This window comes from Streptomyces sodiiphilus, from assembly GCF_039529215.1.
GTDB classification, from domain to species: Bacteria; Actinomycetota; Actinomycetes; order Streptomycetales; family Streptomycetaceae; genus Streptomyces; species Streptomyces sodiiphilus.
In genome coordinates, this window is record NZ_BAAAMJ010000030.1 from 15,562 (window position 1) to 33,268 (window position 17,707).

The following is a 17,707-nucleotide window of genomic DNA, read 5'->3' on the forward strand; positions in this document are numbered from 1 at the left end:
AATCCGCGTCCCGGGAGAGCTATGTCACTGACGTCCCCCCGCCGCTCAGCGCTCGCCGACCAGGTGATCGCCGAGCTGCGCCGCCAGATCACCTCCGGCGAGTGGCCGGTCGGCTTCCGCATCCCCACCGAGCCGGAGCTGGTCGAGCAGCTGGGGGTGGCCCGGAACACGGTACGCGAGGCGATCCGGGCACTGGCCCACAACGGTCTCCTCGACATCCGGCAGGGGTCGGGAACCTATGTGGCGGCCACCAGTGAACTCGCCGGAGTGATGCACCGGCGCTTCGCCGACGCCGACCCCCAGCACGTCGCCGAGCTGCGCAGCACCCTGGAGGCGGCCGCCGCCCGGCTGGCCGCGGCACGCCGCACCGAGCGGGATCTGCGCCTGCTGGACACCCTGCTGGAACGCCGGGAGGCCGCGTGGGCCACCGGCGACGTGGAGCGTTTCGTGGAGGCCGACGCGAGCTTCCACATGGCCGTGGTGAAGGCCTCGCACAACGATGTCCTCGCCGCCCTCTACGCGGACCTGGGAACGGTGCTGCGGGCGTTCCTCCGGCACGACGTGGGCGACCGGCTGCGCGACGAGGAGCATCTGGACCACGCCCGGCTGGTGCGGGCACTGCACGCGGCCGACGGCGACACCGCGGCCCGCGAGGCCGGCTCCTACGCGATGACCTGCCGCGGCGTCCCGCCGCTGACCGGTTGACCGGTGCCGCCGGCCGGAACCCGGCAGGGAGTTCCGGCCGGCGGGCGCACCGCCCCTCCGGGTACGCGGGGGTTCTACGCGCCCATCATGTGCACGCCGCCGTCGACGTGCACGATCTCGCCGGTGGTCTTCGGGAACCAGTCCGACAGCAGGGCCACCACGCCGCGCGCGGCGGGCTCGGGATCGGTCAGCTCCCAGCCGATCGGGGCGCGGCTGTGCCACACGTCGGCGAGTTCCTCGAAACCGGGGATCGACTTCGCCGCCATCGACTTGATCGGACCGGCCGAGATCAGGTTGCATCTGACGTTCCGCGGTCCCAGGTCCCGTGCGAGGTAACGGGAGGTGGACTCCAGCGCCGCCTTCGCGACCCCCATCCAGTCGTACTTGGGCCATGCCATCTGCGCGTCGAAGTCCATGCCGACCACCGAGCCGCCGCGTCCGGGGCCGTCCTCCGAGGCGCCCAGGAGCGGCAGCAGCGCCATCGTCAGCGACTTGAGCGAATAGGCGGAGACCTCCACCGCGGTGGCGACCGACTCCCACTCGGTGTTCAGGAAGTTGCCCCCCAGGGCGTCCTGCGGTGCGAAGCCGATGGAGTGGACGACGCCGTCCAGACCCACGCCTTCGCCCAGGTGCTCGGCGACCCTGGCGGCGAGGGAGTCCAGGTGCTCCTTGTTCTGGACGTCGAGTTCGATCACCGGTGCGGGCTTGGGGAGCCGCTTGGCGATCCGCTGCACCAGCGTGACCCGGCCGAACCCGGTCAGGACGACCTCGGCTCCCTCCTCCTGGGCCAGCCGGGCGACGTGGAAGGCGATCGAGGCGTCGGTGAGGACCCCGGTGACGAGAATGCGCTTGCCGGCGAGAAGTCCGCTCATGTCAGTGCCCCATGCCCAATCCGCCGTCAACGGGAATGACGGCTCCAGTGATGTACGCGGCCTCGTCGGAGGCCAGGAAGCGGACCGCGGAGGCGATCTCACCGGCGTCCGCGTAGCGCCCCAGCGGGACCTGGCCCATGATCGCGTCGCGCTGCTCGTCGCTGAGCGCCCTGGTCATGTCGGTGTCCACGAACCCGGGGGCGACGACGTTGCAGGTGATGCCGCGCGAACCCAGTTCCCGGGCGATGGACCGGGCGAAGCCGACCAGGCCGGCCTTGGAGGCCGCGTAGTTGGCCTGACCCGCCGATCCCAGGAGCCCGACCACGGAGGAGATCAGCACGATCCGCCCGGTGCGGGAACGCAGCATGCCCCGGGAGGCCCGCTTGACGACCCGGAAGGTTCCGGTGAGGTTGGTGTCCACCACCGAGGTGAAGTCCTCCTCGGACATCCGCAGCAGCAGCTGGTCGCGGGTGACCCCGGCGTTGGCGACCAGGACCTGCACCGGTCCGTGGGCCTCCTCGATCTCCTTGTAGGCCCGCTCCACCTGCTCGGGGTCCGTGATGTCGCACTTCACCGCCAGGATGCCGAGACCGGCCAGCTCGGCCGGCGGTTCTCCGGAACGGTAGGTGACGGCGACCTGGTCGCCTGCGCCGGCGAGGGAACGGGCGATGGCCAGGCCGATGCCGCGGTTCCCCCCCGTGACGAGTACCGAGCGGCTCACGGGACCACCCTTTCTGTGCGTCGTGTGCTTCCCCAAACGCTAGCCCCCCGCCACCGCCGCCCGGGGATCGGGCCACGACAGGGGCACCGCCACCCGCCTGTCGGGTTCCTACAGGCCCCGGCCGCCGCCGTGGGAACAGTCCTCCGCCCGTGGTGGGCAACGAGGCGGCGGCGGGGCATGATCGGGCCCGGGGGGCGCACACCCGCGGCCCCCGCCCCCACGAGCAGATGGCCACGGACAGGAGACACTGTGCCCCCATCCCTTGACGAGAGCTTCCTGGCTCTCCCGCTGCGCCCGCTGGCCGACGCGGCGCTGGCCCGCGCGAAGGCCCTCGGCGCCGAGCACGCCGATTTCCGCTTCGAGCGCGTCCGCAGCGCCAACTGGCTGCTGCGCGACGCGCGCCCGGCCGGCGCGCAGGACACCACGGACACCGGATACGCCGTGCGGGTCGTGCACGGCGGCAGCTGGGGGTTCGCGGCGGGAACGGACTTCACCATGGATGGTGCCGCCCGGGTGGCCGGGCAGGCGGTGGCGATGGCGAAGCTGTCCGCGAAGGTCGTCGCCGCGGCGGGGTCCGAGGAACGCGTGGAGCTGGCGCCCGAGCCCTCGCACGGCGAGCGGAGCTGGGTCTCCTCCTACGAGACCAACCCCTTCGACATTCCGGACTCCGAGAAGATCGCGCTGCTCGCGGACTGGAGCGAGCGGCTGCTGGCCGCGGACGGCGTGAGCCACGTCGACGCGAGGCTGTGGGCCGTCCAGGAGAACAAGTTCTATGCCGACACCGCCGGTACGGTCACCACCCAGCAGCGGGTGCGGGTCGATCCCGCAGTGACGGCCGTCTCGGTGGACCCGGACGGCGGACGGTTCGACTCCATGCGCACCACGGCCCCGCCGGCCGGCCGCGGCTGGGAATACCTGAGAGGCACCGGCTTCGACTGGGACACGGAGCTGGCGCAGCTGCCGGAACTGCTGGCCGGGAAGATGGCCGCGCCGTCGGTCGAGCCCGGAACCTACGATCTGGTCCTTCATCCCTCGAATCTGTGGCTGACCATCCACGAGTCGATCGGCCACGCGACCGAACTGGACCGGGCCCTCGGCTACGAAGCGGCCTATGCGGGGAGTTCGTTCGCCACCGTCGATCAGCTGGGCACACTGCGCTACGGCTCACCGGTGATGAACGTGACCGGTGACCGGACCGTGGAGCACGGGCTGGCCACCATCGGCTGGGACGACGAGGGCGTCGAGGCCCAGGCGTGGGACCTGGTCAGGGACGGCGTCCTGGTCGGCTACCAGACGGACCGCCGGATCGCCCGGCTGCAGGGCTTCGAGCGGTCCAACGGCTGCGCCTTCGCCGACTCCCCCGGCCACGTACCGGTCCAGCGGATGGCCAACGTCTCGCTGCGCCCCGCCGCGGAGGGGCCTGACACCGAGGGACTCATCTCCGGTGTGGACCGCGGCATCTACGTGGTGGGCGACGGCTCCTGGTCCATCGACATGCAGCGGTACAACTTCCAGTTCACCGGCCAGCGCTTCTACCGGATCGAGAACGGCCGGCTGGCCGGGCAACTGCGCGACGTCGCCTACCAGGCGACCACCACCGACTTCTGGGGATCGATGGAGGCCGTCGGAGGGCCACAGACGTACGTCCTGGGCGGTTCCTTCATGTGCGGCAAGGCCCAGCCGGGCCAGGTGGCCGCCGTCTCGCACGGCTGCCCCTCGGCGCTGTTCCGCGGCGTCAACATCCTCAACACCACCCAGGAGGCAGGACGATGAGCACCCCGCACGAGACGGTCGAGCGCGCACTGGCGCTGTCCCGGGCGGACGGCACGGTGGTCATCGCCGAAGAGGAGTCCGGCGTGAACATCCGCTGGGCAGGCAACTCCCTGACCACCAACGGCGTCACCCGCGGCCGGCGGCTCACCGTCATCGCCACCGTCGGTGAAGCCCAGGGCGCGGCCTGCGGGGTCGTCTCGCGGACCGCGGTGTCCACGGAGGAGCTGGAGCCGCTGGTGCGGGCCGCCGAGGAAGCCGCTCGGCAGTCCCCCGCCGCCGAGGACGCCCGCCCGCTGGTGGAGGGGCACGCGGAGTCCGCGGATTTCACCGCGCCGCCCGCCGAGACCTCGCCCGCGGTCTTCGACGGCTTCGCCCCCTCCCTCGGCGAGGCCTTCACCCGGGCACGGACCGGCGGCCGCGAACTGTTCGGCTACGCCGAGCACTCGGTGGTCACGACCTGTCTGGGGACCTCCGCCGGACTGCGGCTGCGCCACGACCGGAGAACCGGCAGCGTGGAGGTCAACGCCAAGTCCCACGACCGGACCCGTTCTGCCTGGGCGGGCGTGCCCACCACCGACTTCCGGGACGTGGACCCGCTGGCGCTGGAGGCGGACCTGGCGCGGCGGCTGAGCTGGGCCGACCGGACGGTCGAACTGCCGGCCGGACGCTACGAGACCCTGCTTCCCCCCGCCGCCGTGGCGGACCTGATGATCTACCAGTACTGGGTGTCCGAGGCGCGCAAGGCCGCCGAGGGCCGCAGCGTCTTCAGCAGCCCGGGGAGCGGCACCCGGATCGGCGAGAAGCTCACCGGGCTTCCCATGACGCTCTACAGCGATCCTCGCGAGCCCGGTCTGGAGGCGGCGCCGTTCGTGCTGGCCGGACCGGCGGAGGGATTCCTGTCCCCGGCCGCCTCGGTGTTCGACAACGGGCTGCCGCTGGAGCGGACCGACTGGATGCGGGAGGGAGTGCTGCGGCAGCTGCCCACCACCCGGTTCAGCGCGGAGCTGACCGGGCTTCCGGTGGCTCCGGCGGTCGACAACCTGGTGCTGGACGCCGGCGGAAGCGGCTCGCTGGACGACCTGGTGGCCGGCACCGAGCGCGGGCTGCTGCTCACCTGCCTGTGGTACATCCGCGAAGTGGACCCGATGACGCTGCTGATGACCGGGCTCACCCGGGACGGCGTCTACCTGGTGGAGAACGGTGAGGTCACGGCGGCCGTGAACAACTTCCGGTTCAACGAGTCGCCGGTGGATGTGCTGGCGCGCGCCACCGGGGCGAGCCGCACCGAGCGGTGCCGTCCGCGCGAGTGGGGCGACTACTTCCCGCGGGCGGCGATGCCCGCCCTGCGGGTCCCCGGGTTCAACATGAGCTCGGTCAGCCCCGGCGTGTAGAGCCCGTCACCGGTCCCCGCGCACTCCGCCGGCGGGGACCGGTGAGCGGCCCCCGTCCGCGGCCCTGCGGCGAAGGGCACGGGCGCCGTAGGATGGGCGCCGACCTGTACCCGATCACCGTCAGGAACCAACGTGACACGCCTCGGCGACTCCGTGCAGCGGGCCAGCGGGATGCTGGCCCGGGATCTGTCCTCCGACACCACCGTTCGGCAGCTGCTGGAGGAGACCGGGTCCCGGCGGTATCTGGACCTGACGGACCTGTCCGCGCGGGAGCAGGCGAAGCTGATCGCGGCCCGGGCCGTGGAGGTGCTGCCCTCCGTCGACCAGCTGGCCGAGCAGATCGACGCGGCCCGCGACCGGGGGCGCGGGCTGCACGTCAAGCTGGGCATCGACCCCACCGCGGCGGACGTGCACCTGGGCCACACCGTGCCCATGATCGTCCTGAGCCGGTTCCAGCGGATGGGACACGATGTCACCCTGATCATCGGTGACATCACCGCCCGGATCGGCGACCCCTCGGGCCGGTCCGCCGAGCGGCCGCCGCTCACCGACGAGGACATCGCGGCCAACCTCGCGGGCTACCGCGACCAGGTCAGGCCCTTCTTCGACTTCGAGAAGGTCCGGTTCCGCCACAACAGCGAGTGGCTGGCCGGCATCACCCTGCCGAAGCTGATCGGCATCCTGGCCCAGGTGCCCGCGTCCTCGCTGCTGCAGCGGGAGGACTTCCGCACCCGTCTGGAGGGCGGGCACGGACTGACCATGTCGGAGCTGATCTACCCGGTGGCCATGGCCATCGACTCCGCGGAGATCGACGCGGACATCGAACTGGGCGGCGTCGACCAGCTGCTGAACATGCAGATGGGCCGCCGGGTGATGGAGATCTACGGCATGCGCCCGCAGATGATCGCCACCATGCCGCTGATCGAGGGTACCGACGGCTCCGGCGCGAAGATGTCCAAGTCGAAGGGCAACTACATCGGGCTGACCGCGGCCGCCGAGGACGTGTTCGGCAAGATCATGTCCATTCCGGACCGGCTGATGGTCCCGTACCTCCGGGCCTGGACGGAGTGGACCGACGCGGAGATCGACGCCGCGGCGGCGCGCGTCGAAGCGGGGTCGCTGCATCCGATGGACCTGAAGAAGGTACTGGCCGGGGAAGTGGTCACGGCGATGCACGGGGTGGAGGCCGCGATGGCCGCCCGCGCCGGGTTCACCGCGCAGTTCTCCAGGAAGTCCTTCGCCGACGTCGAGACGCTCCCGGAGGTGGATCTGGCCGTGTGCGGCGGTGAGGGCATCGCCACCGTGCTCACCAGGGTCCTCGAATTCACCCCGAGCGCGTCGGCCGCCCGGCGGCTGGCCAAGCAGAACGGGCTCCGGCTGGTGCTGGAGAGCGCCGGCGGGCAGCAGCGGACGACGGTGCTGCCGGAGGCGGACGCGCTGCGCCCGCTGGGTGAGGTCGTCGCGGAGCAACTGTCCGCCGCGGGCGGGGAGCCGGACGGCGTGTACCTGAAGGCCGGCCGGAAGCTCGCCCAGGTGCGGGGGCACGGCCTGGTCAGGTCCTGAGTCCCCGCCGGGACGTACCTGCGGCGGACGGCCCGGCAGGCGCGGTTTACGCTGGAAGGGTCCCGGTGCGCGGCTCGCCCGGGACCGCGAGGCGGTGGTGCTGCATGATGCGTCTTCGACGCAAGGAGGACACGGGACCTGTCCACCGGATCACCGGTGCCCGGCAGAGCCTGGCCGACGACGTGCGCGGCCGCCAGCGCCGGTACATCATCTCCATGGGGATCCGCTCGGTGTCCGTGGTCCTCACGGTCCTGCTGTGGAATGTGAGCCCACTGCTCGCCTGGATCACCCTCGCCCTGGGTGTGGTGCTGCCCTACGTCGCCGTGGTGATCGCCAACGCGGGGCGGGAGAATCCGCCGTCGATCCCGTCCACCTTCCTCGCCGGCGACCGGCGCCCGGCCCTGCCACCGGCGGATTCCGGAGGTCTCCCCCGCCACACCGCCGGCCCGCACTGACCCCCGCGCCGACCCCCTGCAGCGGCCAACGCGGTTCCCTCCGGTTTGCGTTGCGGGAACCGAAGGGCTGGGAACCTCAAGAAGCGCTCAGATCAATTGGGCGGTTCTGCTGCGCCCGGGGGGTTGTTGCATGTCATACTTCTCGTGCGCTCCGTATCCCCCGTCGGAGCGACGGACCGACGCCGGGCGGCTCCCCCCGTGGCTGCCCGGCGTCGCCATGCTTGGATGGATCCCGTGACCAACGATCCGGCGGTCTGCTCCGCCAAGGGATGCCGCAGCGCGGCCGTCTGGGTGCTGGCCTGGAACAACCCGAAGCTGCACACGCCGGAGCGGCGCAAGACGTGGCTGGCGTGCGAGGAGCACCGCGCGCACCTGTCGGACTTCCTCGGCATGCGGAACTTCCTCAAGGACGTCGTGGCTCTGGAAACCTGGCGGGCCCGCGAGCGGGAGTGACTCCCTCCGCGGGCCCGCGGACGGGCCGGCCGGGTCAGCCGCCGATGGCCGACATCGGCCGCTGAGGCTGGAGGAAGGACGGGTCGTCCAGCCCGGAGCCCGCCTTCTTGCCCCACATCGCGGTCTTCCACCTCCGGGCGATCTCCGCGTCATCGGCTCCGGCGCGCAGCGCGCCCCGCAGATCGGACTCCTCGCGCGCGAAGAGACAGGTGCGCACCTGGCCGTCGGCGGTGAGCCGGGTACGGTCGCAGGAGCCGCAGAACGGCCTGGTCACCGAGGCGATCACCCCCACCCGGTGCGGACCGCCGTCAACGGTCCAGCGCTCGGCGGGTGCCGAGCCCCGCTCCGCCTCGGCCTCCGGGGCGAGCTCGAAGCGGGTACGGAGCGAGCGGAGGATGTCGCCCGCGGTGACCATGTTCGCCCGCTGCCAGCCGTGCTGGGGGTCCAGGGGCATCTGCTCGATGAAGCGCAGTTCGTAGCCGTTCTCGACGGCCCAGGCCAGCAGATCAGGAGCTTCGCCGTCATTGATGCCGGGCATCAGCACGGCGTTGACCTTCACGGGAGTGAGCCCGGCCGCCCGGGCGGCGGCGAGCCCTCTCAGCACATCGGCGTGGCGGTCGCGCCGGGTGAGGCGGCGGAACACCTCGGGATCGGTCGTGTCCAGGGAGATGTTGACCCGGTCCAGGCCGGCCGCGCGCAAGGCGGCGGCAGTGCGTTCCAGACCGATCCCGTTGCTGGTCAGGGAGAGCCTGGGGCGGGGGCGCAGCGCGGCGCACCTCTCGACGATCCCCGCCAGGCCGGGGCGCAGCAGCGGCTCCCCTCCGGTGAAGCGCACCTCGGTGACCCCCAGGCGGGTGACGGCGACGGAGACCAGGCGGACGATCTCGTCGTCGGTCAGCAGCTCGGGCTTGGCCAGCCAGCTGAGCCCTTCCTCGGGCATGCAGTAGGTGCAACGCAGGTTGCACCGGTCGGTCAGGGAGACCCGCAGGTCGGTCGCGACCCGGCCGTAGGTGTCGAGCAGCACGTTGCCCTCCTCCTCCGTCGAGGTCCCCGCTCGGGACCGCTGCCTAGGCAGCGTACGGCACGCCCCGGACACCGGTCCGGAAGCGGGAACCGGCCGCTGCCCGGTCCGGGTTCGGTGCGGCGCTGTCGGAAGCGGGCCGTATCCTCAGTGACCATGCTCGAAGACCACCTGGCAGCCGCAGTTGACGTCCCTGCTCAGCAGTCCGCCAACGGCCCCTGGCCCACTGGCTATCCGGCCGGCTACGCCGTGGTGGACGTCGAGACCACCGGGCTGGCGCGCGAGGACCGCATCGTCTCGGCGGCCGTCTACCGCCTGACGGCCCGTGGGGAGGTGGAGGACCACTGGTACACCCTCGTCAACCCGCAGCGCGATCCCGGCCCCACGTGGATTCACGGGCTGACCTCGGAGATACTCGCCGACGCCCCCCTGTTCCCCGACATCGCCCAGGAACTCGCCGGGCGGCTGCGGGGCCGGGTCCTCGTGGCGCACAACGCCGTCTTCGACTGGACGATGATCGCCCGGGAGTACGCCCGGGCGCGGCGGACGGCTCCCGTGGAACAACGCCTGTGCACGATCGCGTTGGCCAAACAGCTCCGTCTCCCCCTGGAGAACCACAAGCTGGAGACGCTCGCCGCGTACTACGGGGTGACGCAGCGGCGCGCGCACCACGCGCTGGACGACGCCAGGGTGCTCGCCGAGGCGTTCCGGCCGAGCCTGAAGCAGGCGGCCCGCGAAGGGCTGCGGCTGCCGCTGCTCGCCTGCCGGCCGCTCACCCTGTGGTCCGACGCCCCGACGGGAGCGGCCCGCCCGGCCCCCGCGGGAAGGGGAGCACCGGGCGGCCGGCGCCCCGCTCGGCCGCGGCCGGCCTGTCCGTACCCGAACCCCGGCCGGTACCGGCCGGGCGGGCGGCTGGTACAGGGCATGCGGGTGGCGTTCTCGGGGGACACCTCGGTCGACCGCGAACTGCTGGAGGACCAGGCCCACGCGGCGGGTTTGCACATCGCGAGCAGCGTGTCCGGGCTGACCAGCCTGCTGGTCACCAACGACCCCGATGCCGGCACCTCGAAGATCATTAAGGCCCGGCAGCACGGCACCCCCGTTCTCGACGAGGCGGCCTTCACTCAGCTGCTGCGCGATGTGGACCCCGCTCCCGGCGGCTGAACCCGCTGGCGGTACCGTCGGGAGGTGTGTACCGCTTTCTGCTGTCCCGGCAGTGGGTCCTGCTCACTGCCCTGGCCCTCGTTCTGATTCCTGCCATGGTGCAGGCGGGGTTCTGGCAGCTGCACCGGCACCAGGAACGCGTCGAGCGCAACGAACTGATCGCGGGGAGTCTGACCGCGCCCGCGGTGCCGGTGGCGGAGGTGGCTCCGCCCGGCGGCACCGTCGACCCGGCCGACCGGTACCGCACCGTCACCGCGACGGGCGTCTACGACGCCGCGGGCGAGGCGGTGGCGAGGCAGCGCACCGGCCCCGACGGGGGCGGCATGGGGTACCACGTCCTCACCCCGCTCGTCCGTCCGGACGGCACCGCGGTTCTGGTGAACCGCGGCTGGGTGCCGGCCGGCAGCGATCCCGGGCAGTATCCCGAAGTACCGGACCCGCCCGGTGGAGAGGTCACGGTTACCGGGCGGCTGATGACGGACGAGACGCCGGAGTCCACCGGTATCCGGGAGCGTTCCGGGCTGCCGGACGGCATGGTGATGCTGATCAACAGCCGGCAGCGGGCCGAGGAGCTCGACAGGACCTTCCTGCCCGGTCATCTGGAACTGTCCGGGACGTCTCCCGAGCCGCCGGCCGGGGCCGACGCGCCCCGGACACTGCCCGAACCGGGCCACAGGGGAATCGGGGCCCATTTCGCGTATGCCCTGCAGTGGTGGCTGTTCGCCGCCGGCGTCCCGGTCGGATGGTTCCTGCTGGTGCGCCGGGAGGCCCAGGACCGGCGTGCGGCGCGGCCCTTCGGTGAGGACGGAGTCCAGCGGCAGCAGGACGGCGACGGCGCGGACGGCGACACCCGCGTGACGGCGGCCGGCGACCGCTCCCCCTCCCGGCAGAACTGACCGGGGGCGGCGCCCGGTGACGGGAGCAGCCGGCCGCCGGATCAGCTGACGCGCTCGGGGCCGTGCCGGGCCGAACGCAGCCGGACCTCGGCCGGAAGGGTCTTCAGGCCGGAAGACACCCGGGCGTGTTCCAGGGCCTGCTCCCCCAGTGTGCGGACAGCCTCCCCGGGCCGCGCCTGGGGGGCCAGCAGCAGCCCAACCTGCACCCAGGGCTGGGTGCGCCGGCCCACCAGCGTGACTCCGGCCCGTTCGACCCCGGGCTGCGACTCCGCCTCCGCGGTGACCACGTCCTCCAGAGCCCTCCCGCGCAGCAGGGCCCCGGAGCCGTCACCGCTGTCGATGAGCACCTCGGTGAGCCGGTGCCTGCGCAACTGGGCGAGCAGCCACCACAGGAGCAGCAGCACCAGGACCACCAGCACGCCGATGACGACCGGCCACCACCATCCCTCATCCCGCCACTGGGTGCGGTCCTCCCGGGCCAGCACGACGTCCGCCGGGCCGCGCCAGGACCAGCCCGACGGCGGCGAGACCCCGGCGCGCCGCCACAGGTCGCCCGCGCCCGCCAGAGCCGCCAGTCCCGCACCGATGAGCACCAGACCGGTCAGGCCCAGGACCACCCGGTTCACATTTCTCAGCATCGTCCCTCCTCAGCCCCGCGCCGGACGCCGGACATGCACCGCCAGGGCGGGACGACGGGCCAGCCCCAGTTCCCCGATGCCATCGGCGAGGACCGCGTCCAGGTCCGCCCGCACGTCGTCCAGGTCACGGAAGTGCGCCTGGGCCCGCACCCGGATCCGCCGACGGCTCACGGCGACCCGTGCGGACTGGACTCCCGAAACCTCCAGCGCGCGGTCCCGGAGGATCACCGCGACGGCCCTGCGTTCCAGGCCCGCGCGCAGGTCCGGCTTCTCCCTGCGCATCGGCAGCAATCCGCGCAGTCCGGGGGTGAGTGCCAGCACGAGCAGCCACAGCCCGAGAAGCACGGCGGCCACCGCGGCGGCCACCACCCACGGGTCGTCCAGGCTGCGGGTGGCCAGTTCGTCGGCCAGCACCCGGCGCCACGCCGCTCCCGGCCGGTCGGCACGGACCGCCGCGATGTCGTACAGCAGCAGCCCGGTGGCTGCCAGCAGCAGCAGCCCCACGACCGCGGCGGGCACCCTCCGCACGGACCAGAACCGGCCGGCCCGGCCGTCCGCCTCCGGGTCCGGCCGGTAGCGGGCGGCGGAAGAGGACTGCTCCATGCCCGCGCCGCCCCCGGCGGGCGGGCCGCCGCCTTCCGACGGCTTCTCCAGCGTGGGGCCGGCCGGCCCGGGGCGGGTGTTCTCCCGCTCGGCATCGCTCATCGGACCCTCCCCGGCTCCCCCTGCGACTGCGCCGAGTGCAGCCGGTCGACCTCCACCGCCACGTGGGACGCCTCCATCCCGACCATTTCCGCGACCCTCCGCACCACCTGGTGACGCACGGCCGCGCACTGGCCGCCGATGTCCGAGGGGTAGCCGAGCTCGACGGCCACCCTGATGTGGGCCTGGCCACCACTGCCGTCGTCACCGGGCGGGCGCCGCACCACCACCGAGGCGTGCGGCCCGCCGACGCCGGGAGGCAGCGGCGGGCCTTCCCGGTGGGAGCGCAGCGCCTCCCGGGCGGCCTGGGCGGCGACCTTGGCCACCACGCGTTCCGCGATGCGGATCGCCCCCCGCTCGGCGGCGGGCACCGGGTGTTCCACCGGTCACCGCCGCCGGTCGTCGTCGCGCCCCCGGCCCCGGAAGAAATCCCCCGGATCCAGATCGCCCTCGACGAGGCGACCGGCCACGAAGCCGGTCGCGCCGAGCGCGGCGACCAGCAGGAAGGCTCCGAATCCCCCGAAGTAGCCGGCGAATCCGAGTGCCATGCCGGTGATCATTCCGACGACGGCCATGCTCATGGTGCGCTCCTTCGCTGGCGGCTACTGGAGCCGCCGCTCCTGGTCCTCGTCCTCATCGTCCTCGCCCTCCGGCAGTTTCACATCGTCGACCGCGATGTTGACCTCGACCACTTCCAGTCCGGTCATCCGTTCCACGGCGGCGATGACGTTCTCCCGGACCGTCCGGGCAACCTCCCCGATCGACACGCCGTACTCGACGACGATCTCCAGGTCCAGCGCCGTCTGCACCTCGCCCACCTCGGCCTTGACGCCCCGGGTGGCGGGCTTGGTGCCGGTCGAGACCCGGTCCCGGACGGCACCGAAGGTCCGCGACAGTCCTCCGCCCATGGCATGGACGCCCACCACGTCCCGGGCCGCCAGCCCGGCGATCTTCGCCACGACGCCGTCGGCGATGGTGGTCCGTCCGCGTTCGGCCGGCTCGCCGGTGCCCCGGCGGGTCCCCAGGGACCTGCCGGAGGCGCCGGCGCCCGGGGAGTCCTCCCCCACGCCGGGAGTCTCGCTGTTCTTCCGGTGGTCGATGTCAGTCACGGCCTTCACCCTTTTCGCGAGGAACAGAAGCTGTCGGTCGCACGAGTGCCACAGTAGGCGTGCGGCGAACACTCCGCCCGCTGACGCACCGCCATCCAGGTGCGCTTCGCGCGCGATTCCCAGGGCATGAGGGAACCTGTACCCGCAAGGACGGTCAAAACCGGCTTTCCGAAAGGCGGGACGACATGAGCTCCGACAGTCTGCTGCGGGCCGTGCGGCGGCAGCTGGCACTGGGCCGGCTGCTGCCCCTGGGACCTCCCGCGGACAGCAGCTGGATCGCGGAACGGGCGGCGGTCTCGGTGCTGCGCCACCTGGCGCGGGAGCTGCCCGGCATCCGGGTCGACGCCCTCCGGCTCGGCCCTGACCCTGACGCGGCGTCAGCCGGCCGATGGGAGCCCGGCCCGCCGGACGGCGGAACCGGCGGCCGGGCGGCTGCCCCGATGGGGGCGGTCACCGGCGGTCCGCTGCGGATCGAGGCGTCCTTCGCGGCCACCGCCGCCCAGCCGCTGCCGGCCCGCGCCCAGCAGTTGCGCACCGTCCTGAACCGGGGGGCCGCCGACCGGCTGGGGCTGGACGTGGCCCGGGTCGATCTTGTGGTGACCGGGCTGCTGGAGGAGGGCGAGGACGCCGGCCCGGAATCCGCCCACGACGGAAGGGGCGGCGCACCGGTGTCCGGGCCGGACGGGCACCGCCCGCCGGTCCTGACGTCCGGTGGGTCCGGCACCCCGCCCGGTCGCGGGGCGGACGGGACGGTCCGCCGGGGAAGCCTGACAGCAGCCGTGACGGCCGGGGTCCTGGGCGTACCGGGGGTGATGCGGCCGGAGGAGAGAGCCGACGGGACCGGAGCGGATGTGAGCGTGTCCGACACCCGGCAGCCGCCGGCCCGCCACGTCGGCTTGCGGTTGGTGGTGGACGGCCACCGCCGGGTACCGGAGGTCGTCCGGCAGGCCCGGGCCGCTGCTGTGCGGCGGGCCGGACCGGGCGCGCCCGGTCCGCTGTCAGTGAGCGTGGTGGTGACCGAGGCCGTGACGACCGACGCCGTGGCGCCCGGCCGGCCGGGTGCCCGGTCCGGGCCCGGCTGAGTCCCGGGCCGTCGCCCGGTGAGCGTTCAGTCGGACAGGCCCGCGAGGTCCCGCAGGCGGCGTGCCTGAGCGGCGCGCTCTGCGGCGCGCTGCTCGTCGTAGCCGCGCTCCCCCGCCCCGCGCAGCAGCGCCTTCGTCTCGATGACGGCGGCCCGGGGCGGCTGGAGCAGTGCGGCGGTCAGATCGGACACCGCGGCGTCCAGCTCGCCCACCGGAACCACGAGACTGGCCAGTCCGATGCGCTCGGCCTCGGCCGCGTGCACGCTGCGCCCGGTCGTGCAGATCTCCAGGGCACGCGCGTAGCCCACCAGCGACACCAGAGGGTGGGTGCCGGTCAGGTCGGGCACCAGACCGAGGGACGTCTCGCGCATGGCGAACTGCGCGTCCTCGGCGCAGACCCGCAGGTCGCAGGCGAGGGCAAGCTGGAATCCGGCACCGATCGCATGCCCTTGCACCGCGGCGACGGTGATCAGGTCGTTGCGGCGCCACCAGGTGAACGCCTCCTGGTACTCGGCGATGAGCGCGTCCATGCTCGCCGCGTCGCCACGTGCCATGGCCAGGAAGGACGGCTCCCCGGGGATCCCCTCGGGGGTGAAGGCCCGCCGGTCCAGGCCGGCGGAGAAGGAGACGCCCTCGCCCCGGAGAACCGCGACCCGGATGTCACCGGGCAGCAGCCGGCCGGTCTCGGCCAGAGCACGCCACATCGCCGGGGTCTGGGCGTTGCGCCTGGCCGGATCCGCGAGCGTGACGGTCGCCACCGCGCCGTCGACGGTGACGCGCACACCGTCCTTGTCGAGCAGTGTCATCGGCCTCTCCGAACGTTACTCAGCGGTAAGTACAGCTGCAGAGTATCCGTCCGGCGCGGCCCGCGCCCGCCCGGGTCCGGCCGGCGGGTCAGGATGCCGCCGGCTTCTTCCCGCGGGTCGCCCCGCCGCGCCCGCGCAGCGTGACGTCCGCCTCGCTGAGCATCCGGTGGACGAAGCCGTAGGACCGGCCCGTCTCCTCGGCCAGCGCCCGGATGCTGGCTCCCGATTCATATTTCCGCTTCAGGTCTGCCGCGAGCTTCTCGCGCGCGGTGCCGGTCACCCGGCTGCCCTTCTTCAGAGTCTCGGCCACCCGTGCCTCCTCGTGGAAGTGCGCTCTGGACTCTCATGATCACCCCTATCCGGCTTCCTGGCCACCCATTCGGCACGGTCCGGTGCCCACCGGGGAGGCCCGCACGCTCCCGCCCGGCGGGAGCGAGGCGGTCACCGGTGACACGGACCGGGAAGAAGAAGCAGGTCAGACAGCCGCAGCAGCCCGGGCCCGGGTGGCCGGGTCCGGTGAGTGCGGGAGAAGCGCGCCCCGGGCGCAGCCACGCCGCTGCATGAGCCGCCCTCACCCGGATGACGGAGAAGCCGTCGGTCGAATGCCCCATCGCCGGGCGGCCGGCCGTGGGGGGGCCGGGCCCCGTCGTCAGGCCAGCGCGACCAGATCCGCGTAGTCCTCGCCCCACAGGTCCTCCACCCCGTCCGGGAGCAGGATGATGCGCTCGGGCTGCAGGGCGTCCACCGCGCCCTCGTCGTGCGTGACCAGGACCACGGCACCGGTGAAGCTGCGCAGCGCGCCGAGGATCTCCTCGCGGCTGGCCGGGTCGAGGTTGTTGGTCGGTTCGTCCAGCAGCAGCACGTTGGCGGAGGAGACCACCAGGGTCGCCAGGGCCAGCCGGGTCTTCTCCCCGCCGGAGAGCACCCCCGCCGGCTTGTCGACGTCGTCCCCGGAGAAGAGGAAGGAGCCCAGGGTCTTCCGGATCGCCACCAGGTCCATGTCCGGGGCGGCCGAGCGCATGTTCTCCAGCACCGTGCGGTCCGGGTCGAGCGTCTCGTGCTCCTGGGCGTAGTACCCCAGCTTCAGGCCGTGACCCGGCGTCACCTGCCCGGTGTCGGGCTGTTCGACGCCCGCCAGCAGCCGCAGCAGGGTGGTCTTGCCCGCACCGTTGAGGCCCAGGATGACCACCCGTGAGCCCTTGTCGATGGCGAGGGAGACATCGGTGAAGATCTCCAGGGAGCCATAGGACTTGGACAGCCCCTCGGCGGTCAGCGGGGTCCTGCCGCAGGGGGCCGGATCGGGGAAGCGCAGCTTGGCGACCTTGTCCTGCTGCCGCTCGGCCTCCAGCCCCGCGAGCAGGCGCTCGGCCCTGCGGGCCATGTTCTGCGCGGCCACCGCCTTGGTGGCCTTGGCCCGCATCTTGTCGGCCTGGGAACTCAGCGCGGCGGCCTTCTTCTCGGCATTGGCGCGCTCGCGCTTGCGGCGCTTCTCGTCCGCCTCCCGCTGGACCGTGTACTGCCGCCAGCCCATGTTGTACTGATCGATGGCGGCGCGGTTGGCATCGAGGTAGAAGACCTTGTTCACCACCGTCTCTACCAGGTCGATGTCGTGCGAGATCACCACCAGACCGCCGCGGTAGGTCTTGAGGAAGTCCCGCAGCCAGACGACCGAGTCGGCGTCGAGGTGGTTGGTCGGCTCGTCCAGCAGCAGGGTGTCGGCATCGGAGAACAGGATGCGGGCCAGCTCCACACGCCGCCGCTGCCCCCCGGAGAGGGTGTGCAGCGGCTGCCCCAGTACCCGGTCGGGAAGACCCAGGCTGGCCGCGATCGTGGCGGCCTCGGCCTCGGCGGCGTAGCCGCCCTTGGTCAGGAACTCCGTCTCCAGCCGCTCGTAGCGTTTCATGGCCCGCTCGCGGGTGGCGCCCTTGCCGTTGGCCATGCGGTCCTCGTTCTCGCGCATCTTGCGCAGCACGGTGTCCAGTTCGCGGGCGGAGAGGATGCGGTCACGGGCGAGAGTGTCCAGGTCGCCGGTACGCGGGTCCTGCGGCAGGTACCCCACCTCGCCGGTGCGGGTGATGGTGCCGGCCGCGGGAACTCCCTGGCCCGCGAGGCACTTGGTGAGCGTGGTCTTGCCGGCTCCGTTGCGGCCGACCAGGCCGACCCGGTCGCCGCGGGCGACGCGGAACGAGGCGGACTCGATGAGGACGCGCGCACCGGCGCGCAACTCGATACCGGTTGCGGTGATCATGGACAGGCTCCGGGGTAGGCGGGACGTACGGGCACGCAGATGCGGCACCGCGGCGGCGCGGCGGCCACGCGGTGTACGCCCGCTAAGGAACGAGGAACGGGATGTCCA

The 17,707-nt window shown here is 72.7% G+C and carries 20 protein-coding genes; 9 read left to right on the plus strand and 11 right to left on the minus strand.

Going from position 1 to position 17,707, the window contains the following annotated elements; all coding sequences use genetic code 11:
- Window positions 1-21: 21 nt before the first annotated feature.
- Entirely contained in the window at window positions 22-705 is a 684-nt protein-coding gene (locus ABD299_RS14355; RefSeq protein ID WP_344262241.1) for a FadR/GntR family transcriptional regulator, read from the plus strand.
- A 74-nt stretch (window positions 706-779) separates the two neighbouring features.
- Here ABD299_RS14355 and fabI read toward each other — a convergent pair whose 3' ends face one another.
- On the minus strand, window positions 780-1,577 hold the full coding sequence (gene fabI / locus ABD299_RS14360) for an enoyl-ACP reductase FabI (protein WP_344262243.1): 798 nt from the start codon (window positions 1,575-1,577) through the stop codon (window positions 780-782).
- Window position 1,578: 1 nt separating this feature from the next.
- Window positions 1,579-2,298 (minus strand): 3-oxoacyl-[acyl-carrier-protein] reductase, encoded by a 720-nt coding sequence (fabG, locus tag ABD299_RS14365; protein ID WP_344262245.1) that lies wholly within the window; start codon window positions 2,296-2,298, stop codon window positions 1,579-1,581.
- Window positions 2,299-2,547: 249 nt separating this feature from the next.
- Between fabG and ABD299_RS14370 the strand changes: the two genes are divergently transcribed.
- From ABD299_RS14370 to ABD299_RS14390, 5 genes are all read left to right on the plus strand, one after another.
- Complete coding sequence (locus tag ABD299_RS14370) at window positions 2,548-4,071, plus strand: TldD/PmbA family protein (protein WP_344262247.1); 1,524 nt, start codon at window positions 2,548-2,550, stop codon at window positions 4,069-4,071.
- Window positions 4,068-5,462, plus strand: a complete 1,395-nt coding sequence (locus ABD299_RS14375) for a metallopeptidase TldD-related protein (protein ID WP_344262249.1) — start codon at window positions 4,068-4,070, stop codon at window positions 5,460-5,462. Before ABD299_RS14370 ends, ABD299_RS14375 begins: the two co-directional genes overlap by 4 nt.
- Before the next feature lie 132 nt (window positions 5,463-5,594).
- Window positions 5,595-7,025 (plus strand): tyrosine--tRNA ligase, encoded by a 1,431-nt coding sequence (gene tyrS, locus ABD299_RS14380; RefSeq protein WP_344262251.1) that lies wholly within the window; start codon window positions 5,595-5,597, stop codon window positions 7,023-7,025.
- 104 nt (window positions 7,026-7,129) lie between these two features.
- Complete coding sequence (locus ABD299_RS14385) at window positions 7,130-7,480, plus strand: DUF3099 domain-containing protein (protein ID WP_344262253.1); 351 nt, start codon at window positions 7,130-7,132, stop codon at window positions 7,478-7,480.
- A 225-nt stretch (window positions 7,481-7,705) separates the two neighbouring features.
- A complete protein-coding gene (locus tag ABD299_RS14390) occupies window positions 7,706-7,933 on the plus strand; it encodes a hypothetical protein (RefSeq protein WP_344262255.1) in 228 nt (75 codons plus the stop codon).
- Between the two features lie 34 nt (window positions 7,934-7,967).
- On the opposite strand, the gene moaA is transcribed toward ABD299_RS14390, so the two are convergent.
- Window positions 7,968-8,957: a GTP 3',8-cyclase MoaA gene (gene moaA, locus ABD299_RS14395; protein ID WP_344262257.1), complete on the minus strand. Its 990-nt coding sequence runs from the start codon at window positions 8,955-8,957 to the stop codon at window positions 7,968-7,970.
- A 153-nt stretch (window positions 8,958-9,110) separates the two neighbouring features.
- Between moaA and ABD299_RS14400 the strand changes: the two genes are divergently transcribed.
- On the plus strand, window positions 9,111-10,118 hold the full coding sequence (locus ABD299_RS14400) for a DEDDh family exonuclease (RefSeq protein WP_344262259.1): 1,008 nt from the start codon (window positions 9,111-9,113) through the stop codon (window positions 10,116-10,118).
- A gap of 26 nt (window positions 10,119-10,144) precedes the next feature.
- Window positions 10,145-11,014: an SURF1 family cytochrome oxidase biogenesis protein gene (locus ABD299_RS14405; protein WP_344262261.1), complete on the plus strand. Its 870-nt coding sequence runs from the start codon at window positions 10,145-10,147 to the stop codon at window positions 11,012-11,014.
- A gap of 41 nt (window positions 11,015-11,055) precedes the next feature.
- Here the strand turns inward: ABD299_RS14405 and amaP are convergent, their stop codons facing one another.
- From amaP to ABD299_RS14430, 5 genes are read right to left on the minus strand one after another with little or no spacing between them, the layout of a single operon-like run.
- Window positions 11,056-11,652: an alkaline shock response membrane anchor protein AmaP gene (gene amaP, locus ABD299_RS14410; RefSeq protein ID WP_344262263.1), complete on the minus strand. Its 597-nt coding sequence runs from the start codon at window positions 11,650-11,652 to the stop codon at window positions 11,056-11,058.
- A 9-nt stretch (window positions 11,653-11,661) separates the two neighbouring features.
- Window positions 11,662-12,357 (minus strand): DUF6286 domain-containing protein, encoded by a 696-nt coding sequence (locus ABD299_RS14415; RefSeq protein ID WP_425581336.1) that lies wholly within the window; start codon window positions 12,355-12,357, stop codon window positions 11,662-11,664.
- Window positions 12,354-12,725, minus strand: coding sequence for an Asp23/Gls24 family envelope stress response protein (locus tag ABD299_RS14420; RefSeq protein ID WP_344262265.1), 372 nt, complete (start codon window positions 12,723-12,725; stop codon window positions 12,354-12,356). The genes ABD299_RS14415 and ABD299_RS14420 overlap by 4 nt, the downstream gene beginning before the upstream one ends.
- Window positions 12,726-12,740: 15 nt before the next feature.
- Complete coding sequence (locus ABD299_RS14425; protein ID WP_344262267.1) at window positions 12,741-12,935, minus strand: hypothetical protein; 195 nt, start codon at window positions 12,933-12,935, stop codon at window positions 12,741-12,743.
- A 21-nt stretch (window positions 12,936-12,956) separates the two neighbouring features.
- On the minus strand, window positions 12,957-13,421 hold the full coding sequence (locus ABD299_RS14430) for an Asp23/Gls24 family envelope stress response protein (RefSeq protein WP_344262703.1): 465 nt from the start codon (window positions 13,419-13,421) through the stop codon (window positions 12,957-12,959).
- A 227-nt stretch (window positions 13,422-13,648) separates the two neighbouring features.
- Between ABD299_RS14430 and ABD299_RS14435 the strand changes: the two genes are divergently transcribed.
- Window positions 13,649-14,545 (plus strand): nucleopolyhedrovirus P10 family protein, encoded by an 897-nt coding sequence (locus ABD299_RS14435; protein ID WP_344262269.1) that lies wholly within the window; start codon window positions 13,649-13,651, stop codon window positions 14,543-14,545.
- Between the two features lie 26 nt (window positions 14,546-14,571).
- Here ABD299_RS14435 and ABD299_RS14440 read toward each other — a convergent pair whose 3' ends face one another.
- From ABD299_RS14440 to ABD299_RS14450, 3 genes are all read right to left on the minus strand, one after another.
- The gene (locus ABD299_RS14440; protein ID WP_344262271.1) at window positions 14,572-15,351 is read right to left on the minus strand and encodes an enoyl-CoA hydratase/isomerase family protein; all 780 of its coding nucleotides are present in this window, start codon (window positions 15,349-15,351) and stop codon (window positions 14,572-14,574) included.
- A gap of 88 nt (window positions 15,352-15,439) precedes the next feature.
- Window positions 15,440-15,661, minus strand: coding sequence for a helix-turn-helix domain-containing protein (locus ABD299_RS14445; protein WP_344262273.1), 222 nt, complete (start codon window positions 15,659-15,661; stop codon window positions 15,440-15,442).
- A gap of 339 nt (window positions 15,662-16,000) precedes the next feature.
- A complete protein-coding gene (locus ABD299_RS14450; protein WP_344262275.1) occupies window positions 16,001-17,599 on the minus strand; it encodes an ABC-F family ATP-binding cassette domain-containing protein in 1,599 nt (532 codons plus the stop codon).
- Window positions 17,600-17,707: the final 108 nt, after the last annotated feature.